This window comes from Bacillus shivajii (assembly GCF_020519665.1).
Taxonomy (GTDB): domain Bacteria; phylum Bacillota; class Bacilli; order Bacillales; family Salisediminibacteriaceae; genus Bacillus_CA; species Bacillus_CA shivajii.
The window spans coordinates 2,186,972-2,202,929 of sequence record NZ_CP084703.1 but is presented as its reverse complement, the minus strand read 5'-3'; the positions used below and the strand labels follow the sequence as shown (position 1 = coordinate 2,202,929).

The following is a 15,958-nucleotide window of genomic DNA, read 5'->3' as shown; positions in this document are numbered from 1 at the left end:
ATTAAGTTTTACATGTTTCCTTTTTACTAAGTGCTCGAATCCGTTTACAGGTGGACGCTTTCACCTCTAGGCACAAGTGCGACATAAATCGTTGGAGCCTATGAATAAGTCATTATATCCGTTCAAAAATTCCTTCGCTTTCCGCGGGCAATGCCTCAGCTAAACAGGGCTAAAGCCCTGTTGGATCTTCGCCTATTGCTATTCCCGCTGGAGTCTTCGGATTTTTGACGGATATCCTATTTATCTAATGGGTTTCAGGGTTCTGCTCGCTTTAGGTGATTTTCAAAGTTAGCTGAAGACAAGCCCTCGGGAAAGCGTCCGTCTCAAGTGGAGTTCACGCTCATTATTCGCAATTTCGCACCTTATTTTGAGTTATGAAATTGATTCATTTTTAAAAATTAAACAAACAAATCATTATTTCAGGCGCGAATTACCTCCAAAGTGAGCTGTTATTTTCTATTTACCCAATGTAAATGGAACTACTAAACCTTATCGATTCTCATTTATTGATTTTGGTCTAATAAAGATTGCACCGTTAAAAAGCTATACCCTTCTTGTCGCAGACGGTCAATGATTTCTGGCAATGCTTCGACAGTACCATCTAATAAACCTGGATTTAAATCGATATTATGTTGTAATACAATCCCCCCAGGTGAAATGTCCCTCTCAACAATTTCTAAAATATGATCAGCAGATAATCCTGTATAATCGAGTGTATCCACAGACCATATAATAATGCGAAGTCCATACTCATGAAGTAATTGTTCATCCGCTCGTGTTAATAAACCAAATGGTGGTCGAAATAAATCCGGTCTTCGCCCAACTGACTCGGCAATTTTATCTTGCGTTAGTTGAATTTCTCTAGAAACTTCTGCAGTCGTTTCATTCGGAAGGCGTGGGTGAGAAAGAGTATGATTCCCTAATGAATGACCTTCATTAACGATTCTTTGCATCATTTCAGGATGTTTATCTATTTGCTTACCGACAACAAAAAACGTCGCTTTTACATTTTTCTCTTTCAATATATCAAGAATTTGTGGTGTGTATATTGGATCAGGGCCATCATCGAAAGTTAAAGATACATACTTTTGAGATGTATTTCCAGTACGAATTCTTTTCGCCTTTCTTTCAATATTCGTATTGATCACTGTCTTTTTTAAATCAGGGCGATAAGAAACATGAAAACCAAGTTCAAGAGCTATGTCTCGTAGCGGGACAAATGTTTGACCATTTACGCTAATTGGTTCAACAGATAGTTCTCCTCGTTCCCATTGTCTCGTGTTTGGATTAAAAATATCGGTGAACGTTTTTCCAACTGGCGCAGCTACCTTTTTATCACCAACTTGAAAAACAATCGATTGATACCTATCATTCCAATTCACTTTTGCTCCTGTATTTTTAAAAAATAATGCAGGTACCATTAGGTGACCTTCTCTTAATAAATATTCAGTATTCACATCAAGGTCATCAACGTTAATATCAGCTTCTGACACTTGTGATTCTCTTGCTAAAGCATTACCAGCAGAAGAGAAGAGGATGGCACATATAAAAATGAATAACATAAAATATTGACCTTTATTTTTCATCATTTACATACTCCTTTATCGATGGAAAGATTCAATCGTATCTTTCCCAAAAGGAGGGAGGATTACTAACGAACTTTTAATGAAGAAACGACTCACCAATCATAAAAAGAGCCATCCATAAGTTATTATACTTAAGTGACAGCTCTTAAAATAGGTCTAGAAGTGCTTTATGGTTTTACGATCATATTGATTTCACCGGCATCTGTTCCAGTTTTCATTACTGATAACACATGGCTTGCTACTGTTTCAGTAGTAAGGCCGTGTGTTTTTTTCTCAGCTGAAACACTTCCAAAATCAGTTTGGACCAATCCAGGAGAGACAGTTGAAACCCGGATACCATAGGGCTTACCTTCTTTTTGCATCGTTCCAGATAACCCGATTAACCCCCATTTACTAGCACAATAAGCACCACCACGTTCGATCGTTGAATAACCAAGGTCGGATGCAATGTTTATAATATGTCCACCAGTGTCTTTCATATTTTTGAAAACATATTGACTGCAATAAAATACGCCGGTTAAATTTGTTCCAATTTGAGTGTTCCACTCTTCTGGCGACATGTCATCAACATTTTTCCAAATACCTACTCCAGCGTTGTTGATTAAAATATCAATATGTTTAAACGTTTTATATATCTTATCAAACGTTTTCGTTACACATTCATGTGAAGAGACATCACATATGTATGTTGAAAGACCTTCATATGAGGAAAGCTCATTCATCACGTCCGTTCGTGATTCTTCTGTTTTTGAAAGGACGATCACCTTCATCCCTTCCTTTAAACACTCTCTTGAAATTTCTTTCCCGATTCCTCGTGACCCACCAGTAATAACAACCACTTTATCTTGAAGCATACAATCCCACCTCAATTCAAGAATTATAGAACTATTTCTTATCTTCTTTCATTTGAAACCGGAAATGACATACGCCTTCTTTTAAAATATATTCATCATGAATAACTTCAAAGTTTGGATTAAAACCCTTTGCTACAGCAGGGTCAATCATATGACAATATAAAATTCCATGTTCCTCCATACCATCTTCTTTCCATTGGTCAGCAAAAGCACATTTTGTAAAGGTTTGCTCAATTTCATTTTTGTGAAATAATGTTTCAAATTCAAACAATTCACTTCTACCCATATCATAGTTCGTTAAATAATGGTCTTTTTCATTTGGTTTGCCTGCTAGCTCTGCCCTTTTTGCAATATTTTTTCCACGTTCTTCTCCGAAAGTACGAACTCCTTCTATTATTGCATCTTGACCTGGCTCACCTAAATTATTTTTTGCATGTTTTGCAATGTGCGCAAACATTTTCGCCATCAATGAATACATATTAATTGGGTCTTGTTCGTTCTTTTTACAAATCTCCACATATTTTTTAAACGACTGTTTAACTTTCTCTGAATCTAATAAAGTGTCAGTTTGAAAATCTATTTTATTTTTATCTGTTTGAAGCAATGTTGACATCAAATCACTTTGAAAATCACATACCCCCTCCTCGATCACACTTTTCCCTTTTTGATGAAATGAAGACTCTAATGACAGACATAAATGGAAAAATAGCTTTGATGTAATTTCGTACATTGTTACATGTTTTAAAGCAGTTTTAGACTGTTCATCACTCATAATAATTTCACCTTCTTTTAGTCATTATCTTTCATTAATCTCTCAATATATGTTTTTAACACGTGAGTAGCTGTAACAATATCATTTAATTCTGTCCACTCTTTTGGGTTGTGACTAATTCCATTTTTACTACGTACGAAAAGCATTGATATAGGAACATGTTCGCCTAAAATCATCGCATCATGACCAGCACCACTTGGTAAAGTAAAAGACGTTTCTTGGTGCTCTTCTATTGAATCTACTAATATCTCTCTTAAATAATCATTCATCGGAACTGGTGTGATACGAAATTTTTCATTTAACTCAACTTTCAAGCCGTGCTCTTTTTCTACATCCATCCCTAGTTGTTTAATACGATTAACAACTTCATCTCTAGTGTCTTTATGAATATCTCTAATGTCTACAGTTAATGTGACATTCTTTGGAATAACGTTTACTCCATTAGGTTCAACATTAAGATGTCCTACTGTAGCGACTGCAGTTTCACTTATTTGTTTTGGTATACTTTCTATTGAATACACAAATTGACTAGCAGCGACAAGTGCATCTTTTCTATCAGTCATCGGTGTATTACCAGCATGTCCTGCTTCACCATGAAATACGACTTCAAGCCAGCATGGACCTGCAATTCCTGTAACTGCTCCAACAGAAAGGTTTTCCTTTTCTAGGATTTTTCCTTGCTCAATATGTACTTCGATAAATGAATGGATATTACTTAAGTCTCTCTTTGCGTTCAAGAATCCTTCGACTGATAGTCCAGCTTGATCCATCACTTCATCAAAGGATTGTCCATAAACATCAACAAGTTTCGTCATTTCTTTTAAACTTTCTTGACCGACAACTGCAGCACTGCCAGAAAAACCAGCTTTAAATCTTGAACCTTCTTCATCTGAAAAAATAACAACTTCGAATGGTTTTTCTGGTGTATAATTTGTTTCTTTCCATGCATGGGCTACTTCTAAAGCTGTAAGGACACCGACGGGTCCATCGAAATGACCGCCATTTGGTACACTATCTACATGAGAACCTGACAAAATAGCTGGAGCTTCTTCATTTCTTCCGCTTACACGTCCAAATACATTTCCAGCACCATCTTCGTAAACATTAAGTCCAGCTTCTTGAAACCAGCTTTTCACTAATGATTTCGCCTGTCTTTCTTCTTTTGAAAATCCCATTCGTTTTGAACCGTTATCAGCTGTTTGACCAATTTGAGATAATTGAGTTAAGCGCGAGGCTAACCTTTCCCCATTAACACCTGAATGTGTTAAGTTCTTATCATACGATTGAAGCAGGCGAGCATAAAACTGTTCAGTTAATATTTGTTTCTTTTCCATTTTGATAGTCTCCTTTTAGTTGAATCAATTTCATAACTCAAAATAAGGTGGGAAATTCCGAATGATGAGCGTGAACTTCACTTTAGACGGACGCATTCCCGAGGGCTTGTCTTCAGCTAACTTAGGCTCGATAACTCTTCGCCTAAGTGGATCTTCAGCTCGTCGCTCCTGCGGTTACTCGTCGCAGCTAGGAGCAGTTCGAAGAAGTATTGCTCGTCGCTGATCCTCCGGGAGTCGCCGTCTTTAGTTACGTTCACTTCTAAACAAAACTTGGCTTTTCGTTAAAGAGATTCTTCGTAAGCGAAGTGTGCTTACATAGAAGCTCTTATGCTTTAGTGCAAGTCATTAATTAGGAACTTCGACTACAATCGATCACGTCCTGTGATCAACGCCGAAGTCACCACCTCCTGTGGAAGTAAGCCTTAGTTGCCACAAGCTCAACTCCTATGATTAAACGTCGAGTTGCGACGAGCAAGCGTAGCGGCGCAGGAGCAGTTACTATCGACCATAAAATTATAAATTCTGATAGTACAAATAAAACGTACATTTAATGAAAAAGTTTATAATATCATTCGTTTCATTGCTAAAAAACGTCATTATGAAATTAATTCAGTTAGTAAACTAATTTTTATTCAAAACAAATGGATCATGATTGAATAAGTCACGTTAATTATTCAATTTCGATTGATTTCTAATTATAGCTCACTTGCGCAAACACATTTTATATTTCTGTACGCAGATCCCAAAGTTCAGGAAAGAAGCGATGATCTAAAACACTTTTTAAATAATTTACCCCTGAAGAACCACCTGTACCTTTTTTAAACCCTATAATTCGTTCTACTGTTTTCATATGTCTAAATCGCCATTGTTGGAGCCAATCTTCAATATCAACGAGCTTTTCTGCTAATTGATATAAGTCCCAATATTGATCTACATTTTTATATACTGTTAACCAAGCTTCTTTCACAGTATCATCACTTTCATATGTTTTCGTATAATCACGATTTACCAAGTCCGGATTCACAGGAAGACCGGCCTTTGCTAAAGCGTTGATGGCAACATCGTAAAGCCCTGGTTTTTCATAAGCTTCTTGTAAAACATTCAGCAATTCAGGATCTTTTTTATAAATCTTTAATACGTGATCGGTTTTGTAACCGAGTGAAAATTCAATCATCCGATATTGATATGATTGAAATCCAGATGCTTGACCGAGGTGGTCTCTAAATTCCATATACTCAGAAGGGGTTAATGTTGAAAGTACATCCCATGCATGAATAATTTGTGATTGAGTCTTTGATACACGAGCAAGTTGCTTAAATGATGTTTGGAAGTCTTCTTTCTTAATAGAATCTATAGCTGCATTTAATTCGTGTAAAATAAGCTTCATCCACAGTTCACTAACTTGGTGAATGATAATAAACAACATTTCATCATGATGGTCTGAGAGTCTCTTTTGACTTGATAAAATCTTATCAAGATTTAAATACTCTCCATACGTCATGTTATTTATAAAATCAGTATGTATATCTTTTTCATTGTTTTTATCCACTTTCGCCGCCTCCATTTCATATAGTGAATGATAAAAAAATCTCATACTAATAAACATAACAGAAAAATCTAAAAAATTAAACTTATTATAACAGGATAATAGTTTAATAGAAAACAGCGTATGAGACTTCACATACACTGTTTTCAGGGCATCTTTTAAATATAAATATTGAAGGGCATTTACTGAGCGAACGAGTCCATAACCAAAGTAATGATTATTTCCTAAATATTGAGCACTATTTCTTAACGTTTGTTAAGCTGTCGGATATTACATAAATATTCCTAACCCCCTTCCATTATCGTTTACTTTTTTCTCTAAACAGTAGCCAAAGTATAAGAAATAAAGTAATTGCAACAAATTGGAGAGATAGGATATACCATGGGTGTGGACCTAACCAGTCTAGCAAACTAACCCCTCTTGGTTTTTCTGTTAAAAACCAGTAGTTTCCCTCAACATACTTATTAATGAATAAAATGAGTGGTAACAAAATATTTAAAAACAACATCGCTTTTATGACAGAAAAAATTGTTGGCCGATACCCTTTCACCCATACAAAATATAAGCAAACCCATATGATGAAAATGTGTGTATAGAAAAAATGGACAAAGCGGAAGTGTGGGAACCCAAAGTTTAAAACAGGAGTAAATATAGCTTGTAATGCACCTGCAATGCCAATAAAAAAGACGATTTCAAAGGTTGTTCGATGTTTTGTTAATAGCAACAAAATAATGAGAAACAAACTAATATTACATAACTCCAATGGTAGTGCATGGCTCGACTGCCACATACCAATTTGAAATAACCAAACTTGATAACCAACCTCAAAGATTATTAATGTGAGTGCGATGATAAACTCATGACGGTCAGTCGTAACATCTTTTAGGAAGTTTCTAAAAAAATAGAGTATGAAAGCGCCTGTAATTAAGATCCCAATCACAAATATATGGTGAGTTGACAACATTTCAAACGGAAATTGTGTAGAGCTCCTATGAAACCAATTCATAAATATCCTCCAATGATTATTATGACCTCAATAACTTCGATAAACTTATAGAAAATCCTCCTCCGTTAAAATCCAAGATCATCGCAAATCTCTAAAGAATCCATGAAAATATGTAATTAGTTGTAAATGTACTCGGAGTAATTGAAATATCATTCATTGATTCATAAGATAGATTAAGTATCACCTTTTAACCTTTGGCATCTAAACAAATATAGATAAAGAATGTAAAAATAATTCATTGGTGGGGGAAAAATGATAAAAGAAGTATTTTTATTGAGGAGTATCGCTTGCCTATGTATTGTGTTTTTGCACGCAATTGGTACAGGGTTAAGTTCGATTCCAGATACTGCAATCAGTACATTTACTTACAACTTGTTTGATTCAGTAAATGTCTTGTTATACTTTGGAACTCCTCTGTTCATATTCATCTCAGAATTGATCATTGCTTATTCTTACCGAAATAAACAAATACCAAGTCACTTTTTAAATAAACGATTTAAATATATTTTTATTCCGTTTTTATTTATGGCGATGTTTTATGCTGTACCACATGTGCGTTCCATCCCTGACGTTGGGTATGAGTTCTTTTTAAATGCTTTAATCGGAGATTTTCACGGTTATTTCGTTTTAATTATCTTCCAATTTTATTTCGTGCACTTACTTTTTTACCGTTTCTTAAAGAAACAAAACCCTTTAAAAGTAATTCTCGCATCACTTGCAGTGAATATCGCTTACTTGTCACTGTTTAATTTCACAGCACCACCTAATTTACCGTATGCTGAATATATATGGACGAGATTTTACTGGGTACCGTTTTTAGGTTGGATTTTCTACTTTACATTAGGCTTCTATTGTGGTTACTATTACGAGGCATTTGTATCATTATTAAAAAGATATCGTAAACTTATCTTAACGGCACCTATTATTTCAAGTGCCCTACTACTGTCGTTATATCACACGGATTTGTTAGTTGTTCATAGTTCAAAACGAGTTGATATGATTTTTCATACAACAGCTGTTATTTTTTCTATGATGTATTTAACAATGAAACTACGCCATATCCCAGACTTTTTAATTAGAATTAGTCAGTATTCCTTTGGTATTTATTTACTGCATATGTTTTATATCTCAGTCATTGATTTTGTATATCAATATTACCCTGTTACGTTAGGGTTCAATTATATCTTGATTCTATTTGCATTTAGTACATTCTTCTCAATAACAACAATTTACTATTTGAATAAATGGAAGTACGGATATTTGATCGTCGGAAAATTAGGAGTAGCATATAAAAATAATAACTATGTAAAAGAATGGCAAGTTTCTGAAGAAAAAGGAGTTAATTATAGTTCTTAAGTTTTTTAAAAATGGGCTGCGTTTAGCAGCCCATCAGGCTGTTGAGAAAGTCCTCTCAACAGCCTGTTTTTTTATATTCATTAATCCGATTATTCAGATAGTTATAGTATAATAAAGATAGCTCTTCGAGCAGATAAAAAGTGAGTACAATCTGCATTCGCTATAGACGGACGCTTTCCGCGGGCAACGCTTCAGCTTCCTCGGGTAATGCGCCCTGCGGGATCTTCAGCTGTTGCTTTTCCCGCAGGAGTCGCCGTCTTTCGCTTCTTCGATTGTTAGTAAAAAGAGAAATTCGCTTAAAATTTTATCTATCTGAGGTGATCGAAATGTTACGTCCCATAAAAGAAAAACAAGTTGAACTTGAGATGGTTTCTATCGATCAATTAGTGCCTGAAGATCATTTACTACGAAAAATTGATGCGGCGATTAACTTTTCATTTATTTATGAAAAGGTGAAACCTTACTATAGTGAGGATAACGGACGACCTCCTATTGATCCTGTCATGTTATTTAAAATGATGTTTGTGGGATACCTTTACGGTATCCGGTCAGAAAGACAGCTTGAAAAGGATATCCAAACCAACGTTGCTTACCGTTGGTTCTTAGGATTAGGTTTAACAGAACCTGTTCCTCATCATTCAACGATCAGCTTTAATCGGCATAAACGCTTTAAAGACACAGATATTTTTCAAGAGGTTTTTGATGAGATTGTTCTTTTAGCTATGGAACATCGTATGGTTGGAGGACGTGCTTTATTTTCCGACTCTACCCATTTAAAGGCGAATGCCAATAAACGAAAGTTTGTTAAAAGGGACGTTCAAATAGAAACTCGTGAATATATTGAAGAGTTAAATGAAGCGATTGAGGAGGATCGAAAAGCTCATGGAAAAAAGCCGTTACCCAAAAGAAATGAAGTAATTGAAGAAAAGGAAATAAAGGTTAGCACAACTGACGAAGAAAGTGGCTATATGTATAGAGAAGGAAAACCCGAGGGATTTTTCTACTTAGATCACCGAACAACAGACCTAAAATATAATATTATTACTGATGTACATCTTACACCAGGCAATGTCCATGATTCACGCCCGTATTTAAACCGTCTTGACCGTCAGGTAGAACGTTTCGGATTCGAGGTTGAAGCTGTAGGATTAGACGCTGGATATTTAACCATCCCACTCTGTAAAGGGTTGGAGGATCGAAACATTATGGGAGTTATTGCGCACAGGCGTTTTAAGCCAAAGAAAGGCTATCTTCCGAAATGGAAATTCCACTATGACAAGGTATCGAATACATATGTTTGTCCAAATGGAAAGAGTTTGACCTATTCGACGACAAACCGCGAAGGTTACCGTCAATACCACTCGAACCCAGCTGATTGTGTTAACTGTCCACTACTTAGTCAATGTACCAATTCAAAAAATCATAAAAAGGTGATTACACGTCACGTCTGGGAAGACAGTAAGGAGAAGGTGAGAGAACACCGCCTTTCTCCCGAAGGGAAACTAATTTATAAGAAAAGGAAAGAAACGATTGAGCGAAGCTTCGCGGATGCCAAAGAGCTCCATGGGCTTCGCTACTGCCGGTTACGGAGTTTGAAGGGCGCAACAGAACAAGCGCTCATGACAGCCACCGTTCAGAATATCAAGAAGATAGCAAACCACCTCTCAGCTAGTTGAGAGGTGGTTCATCTTCTATTTTTAATTAAAATACAAAGGTTCAATATCATATTAAAAAAGAGAGAAACCCCAAGCATTGAAAAATGCATGGGGTTTCTCGACAATCTGATGGGCTGCGTTTAGCAGCCCATTTTCATATGTTGCCCTTATTTTTTTGCATCGATAACCTTCTCAAGAAGCGTTAACCTTTTTTCTTGGTCCACCCCTCTTCGAAATAAACCGAACGTCATAGCATTAGAATCAACACGATGCACAAATACTAAATCCATGTCAGGGATGATATCGATTGACTGCCCATACCTCCCTATTGCAGAGTACATATTTAAATCTGCAAAAGGTCCTTCTGTAGCAACCCACCACATATATCCATAATCATACACATCGTTATGGTCGACTTCTGCATGAGGCTGTGTACTAATTTTGATCCACTCTTCTGGAATAATTTGTTCTCCGTTCCATTTTCCATTTTGTAAATAGAGTTGACCAACTCGAGCCATGTCTCTTGCAGAAACTTGAAAAAGATAGGAAGGGTGAATGGATTTTCTCATTTCACTTTTATAATGAGTGAAATTTAATGCGAAATCCTCCATCTCTATAGGGGTCGCAATTTTATGATAAAACTCTTCAAATAAATCAGACTCTGTTTGGTTATTGAATATTGTTCCTAATACGTTAAAGTCCCAATTATTATAATAAAAATTTGTTCCAGGCTGATGGCTTCCACGGTGCGGCCTAGCGCGCTGCATTGTCCATGATTCTTCACCTGCAGGATGATAGACCCCTGAGCTAGAACGTAATAAATCAGATACTGTTGCCATCTTTTCAAAAGCCGTTAACGAATTCCGATCATCAATACCTAATTCAGTTAAATTTGCCTCAAGTGAAATATCGCCTTTTTCTTCATATATGCCATATAAACTGCTTAAAAAACTTTTTCGTACAGAATGTGCATTCGTATTTTTGGCAACATTCCCCCATGAAAAAAGTACTTTTCCGTCATATATAGCTATTGCAGCAGTGGAATTCAACGAGCGAAAATATTCTTGTGCTTCATTAAGTTTTTCTGTTGACCAACCTATATCTTCTGGTGAATCATGAAATTCCCAATTCGACAAAATGATACTTTGTGGAGATTTCATCATAAATGCAAACACTCCTGCAAATAGAAACCAACCTGTAAAAATTGAAAATACGATGCCTTTCTTACTCACGGAAAAACCCTTTCTTATCCTCTTTCCTTATATCTTTGTATGAAAGCAAATGTTTGATTTCAAGTCCATCAATGTTTCATGTTAACTTATCATATGTATGTATTATAGACAAGAGAATCGATCGTGTTTGAAAAAGAATCTATTTTAAATATTAAGCAAATCTTGGCTTATCGCTAAAGAGATACTTTGTACTCTTCACCTTCGACGAGCAAGCATAGCGGTGCAGGATCAGTTATAACGTTAATCCTTTAGCAAAGTTAAAAAATTCTTAAGATATAAAAAAAGACCCTTTCTAATTTAGAAAGGGTCTTTCTTGTTCAATTATTTTTGAACGTTTGCAGCTTGTGGTCCACGTTGACCTTGCTCAATGTCAAAACTAACTGCTTGGCCTTCTTCTAATGTTTTGAATCCTTCACCTTGAATAGCTGAGAAGTGTACGAATACATCGTCTTGACCTTCAACTTCGATAAATCCAAAACCTTTTTCTGCGTTAAACCATTTTACTGTACCTTGAGTCATAATCTTTTTTCCTCCTGTGTGGGTTTTTCCCACTTTGTATTACTTTTTTTGCTCTCATACTCATTCAAGATGAAACTCACTCGCAAAAGTTATTTCTTCCCTCACTCATACCCGAACATCAATAAGTTAAACTTAGTATAGCATAATCAAAAATAAAAAGCTACATTATTTTCTTTAAAATTTTTTTCATATGAAGGTTGCTTCAATTCATCATTACATTTACATACGACTCCTCTTCATCCTGCCTTTTATAGGCAATGGTTATGAACTTTTAGACGAATTAAAAAGCCTTTAGAAAACACCTCTTCCAAAGTGATGATGAATGAAGCAAACTATTTTATTAACGATCGTTAAATGGTTGTGCTTTATATTTTTGTTATGCTGACAATTATTATGTACTATTTATCATAAGTTATACATGATTTCTTAAAATATTTATTGATGAAGTTTAGAAATTATTTGTTTGAAACAAATTCAAAATTGATTTTATTGAATGAATTTCATAACTCAAAGTATGATGCGATATACCGAATGATGAGTGTGAACGTCAACTTCAGACGGACGCTTTCCCTAGGGCTTGTCTTCAGCTAACTTAGGCTCGACAACTCTTCGCCTAAGTGGATCTTCATTCTGCTCTGATCCTCCGGGAGTCGCCGTCTTTTGCCTTTTTCTCTGCCAGTAATAATAAGAATGAGTGAAACTTGCTCATAATATGAATATGATGATGCTTTTTAAAGACATTTATATAGTAAGAACCTGCTTTTTTTGCCTGATACTTAAAGAAGATAAAACAAATTGTGTCCATTTTCTTACTTTATGCTATAATTGACAAGTTGATGAAAAATTGGACGATTTAGATAGGAGAGATTAATACCGAATGAATAAAAGATCAGACTTAAGAAATATTGCAATCATTGCTCACGTTGACCACGGAAAAACTACGTTAGTTGACCAGCTTTTACAACAATCAGGTACTTTTCGTGAGAATGAACAAGTTGACGAACGTGCAATGGATAACAATGATATAGAAAAAGAACGCGGTATTACGATTTTAGCGAAAAATACTGCTGTAAATTACGGTGACAAGAGAATCAATATTATGGACACACCTGGACATGCTGATTTCGGCGGAGAAGTAGAACGTATTTTAAAAATGGTGGATGGTGTGTTACTTGTTGTGGATGCATATGAAGGTTGTATGCCGCAAACTCGTTTTGTATTAAAGAAAGCGTTAGAACAAAAGTTAACACCTGTCGTTGTTTTAAATAAAATTGACCGTGAAATGGCAAGACCAGAAGAAGTTGTTGATGAAGTATTAGATTTATTTATTGAGTTAGGTGCTGACGAAGATCAACTTGACTTCCCTGTTGTATATGCTTCTGCAATTAAAGGTACAGCAAGTAACGATGCAGAAAAGCAAGATGAAGATATGACAGTATTGTTCGATACGATTATTGAAAGTGTACCTGCACCCGTCGATAATAGTGAAGAACCGTACCAGTTCCAAGTAACAATGTTGGATTATAACGATTACCTTGGCCGAATTGGTGTAGGTCGTGTTTTCCGTGGTACGATTCGCACTGGTGACCAAGCTACACTTATTAAAAGTGATGGGACAGTGAAAAACTTCCGTGTAAATAAACTTTTTGGCTTCTTAGGTCTAAAGAAATTAGAAATTGAAGAAGCAAAAGCTGGTGACTTAATTGCAATCACTGGCGTTGAGGACATTATGGTTGGAGATACCATTTGCCCTGTCGACCATCAAGATCCGATGGAACCAGTTCGAATTGATGAACCGACATTACAAATGACATTCTTAGTGAATAACAGTCCTTTTGCAGGTCGTGAAGGAGATTATGTAACAAGCCGAAAAATTGAAGAACGCCTTAAAACACAGCTTGAAACTGACGTTAGTCTCCGTGTTGAAAATACAAGCTCTCCAGATGTATGGAAAGTATCTGGTCGTGGTGAGCTTCACTTATCGATTTTAATTGAAAACTTACGTCGTGAAGGTTATGAATTACAAGTGTCAAAACCTGAAGTTATTATTAAAGACGTTGATGGTGTTCTTTGTGAACCAGTTGAACGTGCACAAGTTGATGTTCCTGATGACTATACAGGTGCTGTCATGGAATCTTTAGGTGAGCGTAAAGGTGAAATGATGGATATGGTTAATAAAGGGGACGGTCAAGTACGTATGGAGTTTATCGTTCCTTCTCGAGGGCTAATTGGTTACTCCACTGAATTCATGGCTCAAACAAAAGGTTACGGTATTCTAAATCATTCGTTCGATGGATACCGTCCTGTTGCTGAAGGACATGTTGGTGGCAGACGCCAAGGTGTACTTGTCTCCATGGAAACAGGTAAAGCAACTCCATATGGGATGTTACAAGTTGAAGATCGTGGAACATTATTTCTTGAGCCTGGTACAGAAATTTACGAAGGTATGATCGTTGGCGAACATAACCGCGATAATGACTTAACGGTAAACATTACAAAAATGAAGCAACAAACAAATATTCGATCTGCTACAAAAGAAAGCACTGTAACGATGAAACGTCCAAGAATCTTAACATTAGAAGAAGCATTAGAATTCTTAAATGACGATGAATATTGTGAAGTAACACCTCAATCAATTCGTTTACGTAAAAAGATTCTTGAGAAGAGCTTCAGAGAGCGTGAAGAAAAGCGTAAAAAATTAGCAAAACAAAACCAATAGATCAAAAATGCTTCGCAGTTTATCGCTGCGAAGCATTTTTATTGGTTCTATACTGAATGTTGTGGTCACCCTTATCGGATCAATGTTTCTCTTTGATCTAAAAAAAGACAAAAAAATAGCACCCAATTCTCTCTTTTTGTTAACCTTGAGTTACCACACAAAAAGAAACAAGGAGAGAATTAAGGTGCAACTAGATTTTATCACAAAGTTATTAGGGATTAAAGACAAGCATGTATTCGTATTTGATTCAGGAGAAGAAGAACAGTGCTTTTGGTTTGAACTTCATAGCGAAGTCCGAAAACAAAAGTGCCCAAAATGTAAAGAGAAGACAAAGCGAATCCATGGATATAGAATGCAATCGATTCAAGGAGCTCAGATAGCAGAGAAAAAGGTTTACTTACAATTAAGGAAACGCAGATATCGTTGTATGAACTGTGGCCATGCATTTTTTGAGAAGTTATCTTTTCTAGATAAATACCAACGACATACATCAATGCTTGCTCAAGAAGCGTTATCCTTATGTTCTGAAATGAGTTTTACACACGCAGCTAGAATCTCAGGAATGAGTACGAATCGTTACCTCCGCCTATTTGACAAACGGAAGATAACTGTAAACAAAGTCCTTCCAAGAGCGATTGCGATTGATGAGTTTAAGGGAGATGCAGGTAAAGAAAAGTACCAAACTGTGATCGTTGATGTAGAAAATCGACATATCATTGATATATTACCGGATCGAAAAGTGAAAACGATTGAAAATTACTTTAAAGAATGCGACACCGGTAAGGTAGAGATCGTTGTTATAGACTTATCCAAAGCATTTAAAGAAGCAGTACGTAGACAATTAGGGAGTCCACTAATCATAGCTGATCGGTTTCATTTCATGCGTCACGGGTACTGGGCATTTGATGAAGTGCGACGTGAACTACAGAATGAGTTACAAAAAGACCCTCGTATTAAGCTTAAACGATGTAAAGAACTCTTATGGAAGTCACCTGAAAAGCTTGATGAGAAAGGCAAAGCGAAGGTAGAAAAGCTATTACAAGCACACCCACAGTTAAGACAGGCATATGAAGTGAAAAATGCGCTAGACCAATGGTTTAAACAGAGTACACCAGAGAATGCGAAAGTTGGTTTAGAAGCATGGTATACCTTTGTGGAAGAGTCCGGCATTCCTTCATTTCAAAGGGTAGTAAAAATGTTTAAGAGATGGCAAACAGAGATCCTCCAATCGTTTATGTATCCTTATAACAATGGCTACATTGAAGGTGTGAATAATACAACGAAAGTAACGAAGAGGATGTCATATGGAATTAAAAGCTTTGAGAGATTACGAATGAAGATTTTGTGGAGACAAATGGTTAGATCCCATGCGGTTTAAA

The 15,958-nt window shown here is 36.1% G+C and carries 12 protein-coding genes; 4 read left to right on the top strand and 8 right to left on the bottom strand.

Going from position 1 to position 15,958, the window contains the following annotated elements; translation table 11 throughout:
- Nucleotides 1-503: 503 nt before the first annotated feature.
- From LGQ02_RS10840 to LGQ02_RS10815, 6 genes are all read right to left on the bottom strand, one after another.
- Entirely contained in the window at nt 504-1,589 is a 1,086-nt protein-coding gene (locus LGQ02_RS10840; RefSeq protein WP_226518156.1) for a polysaccharide deacetylase family protein, read from the bottom strand.
- Between the two features lie 164 nt (nt 1,590-1,753).
- Entirely contained in the window at nt 1,754-2,440 is a 687-nt protein-coding gene (locus LGQ02_RS10835; RefSeq protein ID WP_226518155.1) for an SDR family oxidoreductase, read from the bottom strand.
- A 31-nt stretch (nt 2,441-2,471) separates the two neighbouring features.
- Complete coding sequence (locus tag LGQ02_RS10830; RefSeq protein ID WP_226518154.1) at nt 2,472-3,212, bottom strand: L-2-amino-thiazoline-4-carboxylic acid hydrolase; 741 nt, start codon at nt 3,210-3,212, stop codon at nt 2,472-2,474.
- Between the two features lie 17 nt (nt 3,213-3,229).
- Nucleotides 3,230-4,546, bottom strand: a complete 1,317-nt coding sequence (locus LGQ02_RS10825; protein WP_226518153.1) for a Zn-dependent hydrolase — start codon at nt 4,544-4,546, stop codon at nt 3,230-3,232.
- A gap of 721 nt (nt 4,547-5,267) precedes the next feature.
- Nucleotides 5,268-6,110 carry a tryptophan 2,3-dioxygenase gene (gene kynA, locus LGQ02_RS10820; protein WP_404802422.1) on the bottom strand — a complete coding sequence of 281 codons (843 nt, stop codon included), beginning with the start codon at nt 6,108-6,110 and terminating at the stop codon, nt 5,268-5,270.
- Nucleotides 6,111-6,390: 280 nt separating this feature from the next.
- Complete coding sequence (locus tag LGQ02_RS10815) at nt 6,391-7,098, bottom strand: YwaF family protein (RefSeq protein ID WP_226518151.1); 708 nt, start codon at nt 7,096-7,098, stop codon at nt 6,391-6,393.
- 252 nt (nt 7,099-7,350) lie between these two features.
- On the opposite strand from LGQ02_RS10815, the gene LGQ02_RS10810 reads away from it, so the two are divergent.
- The gene (locus tag LGQ02_RS10810) at nt 7,351-8,454 is read left to right on the top strand and encodes an acyltransferase family protein (protein ID WP_226518150.1); all 1,104 of its coding nucleotides are present in this window, start codon (nt 7,351-7,353) and stop codon (nt 8,452-8,454) included.
- A gap of 326 nt (nt 8,455-8,780) precedes the next feature.
- Nucleotides 8,781-10,130: an IS1182 family transposase gene (locus LGQ02_RS10805; RefSeq protein WP_226518149.1), complete on the top strand. Its 1,350-nt coding sequence runs from the start codon at nt 8,781-8,783 to the stop codon at nt 10,128-10,130.
- Nucleotides 10,131-10,276: 146 nt separating this feature from the next.
- Here the strand turns inward: LGQ02_RS10805 and LGQ02_RS10800 are convergent, their stop codons facing one another.
- Entirely contained in the window at nt 10,277-11,341 is a 1,065-nt protein-coding gene (locus tag LGQ02_RS10800; protein WP_226518148.1) for a serine hydrolase domain-containing protein, read from the bottom strand.
- Between the two features lie 321 nt (nt 11,342-11,662).
- Nucleotides 11,663-11,860, bottom strand: coding sequence for a cold-shock protein (locus LGQ02_RS10795; RefSeq protein WP_226518147.1), 198 nt, complete (start codon nt 11,858-11,860; stop codon nt 11,663-11,665).
- 877 nt (nt 11,861-12,737) lie between these two features.
- On the opposite strand from LGQ02_RS10795, the gene typA reads away from it, so the two are divergent.
- Both typA and LGQ02_RS10785 read left to right on the top strand, forming a co-directional pair.
- Entirely contained in the window at nt 12,738-14,579 is a 1,842-nt protein-coding gene (gene typA / locus LGQ02_RS10790) for a translational GTPase TypA (protein ID WP_226518146.1), read from the top strand.
- Between the two features lie 184 nt (nt 14,580-14,763).
- Nucleotides 14,764-15,957: an ISL3 family transposase gene (locus tag LGQ02_RS10785; RefSeq protein WP_226514668.1), complete on the top strand. Its 1,194-nt coding sequence runs from the start codon at nt 14,764-14,766 to the stop codon at nt 15,955-15,957.
- Nucleotide 15,958 lies beyond the last annotated feature (1 nt).

Coding starts and splice junctions, on each gene's coding strand:
- LGQ02_RS10840 (WP_226518156.1), bottom strand. CDS start 1,589: ATGATGAAAAATAAAGGTCAATATTTTATGTTATTCATTTTTATATGT.
- LGQ02_RS10835 (WP_226518155.1), bottom strand. CDS start 2,440: ATGCTTCAAGATAAAGTGGTTGTTATTACTGGTGGGTCACGAGGAATC.
- LGQ02_RS10830 (WP_226518154.1), bottom strand. CDS start 3,212: ATGAGTGATGAACAGTCTAAAACTGCTTTAAAACATGTAACAATGTAC.
- LGQ02_RS10825 (WP_226518153.1), bottom strand. CDS start 4,546: ATGGAAAAGAAACAAATATTAACTGAACAGTTTTATGCTCGCCTGCTT.
- kynA (WP_404802422.1), bottom strand. CDS start 6,110: ATGGAGGCGGCGAAAGTGGATAAAAACAATGAAAAAGATATACATACT.
- LGQ02_RS10815 (WP_226518151.1), bottom strand. CDS start 7,098: ATGAATTGGTTTCATAGGAGCTCTACACAATTTCCGTTTGAAATGTTG.
- LGQ02_RS10810 (WP_226518150.1), top strand. CDS start 7,351: ATGATAAAAGAAGTATTTTTATTGAGGAGTATCGCTTGCCTATGTATT.
- LGQ02_RS10805 (WP_226518149.1), top strand. CDS start 8,781: ATGTTACGTCCCATAAAAGAAAAACAAGTTGAACTTGAGATGGTTTCT.
- LGQ02_RS10795 (WP_226518147.1), bottom strand. CDS start 11,860: ATGACTCAAGGTACAGTAAAATGGTTTAACGCAGAAAAAGGTTTTGGA.
- typA (WP_226518146.1), top strand. CDS start 12,738: ATGAATAAAAGATCAGACTTAAGAAATATTGCAATCATTGCTCACGTT.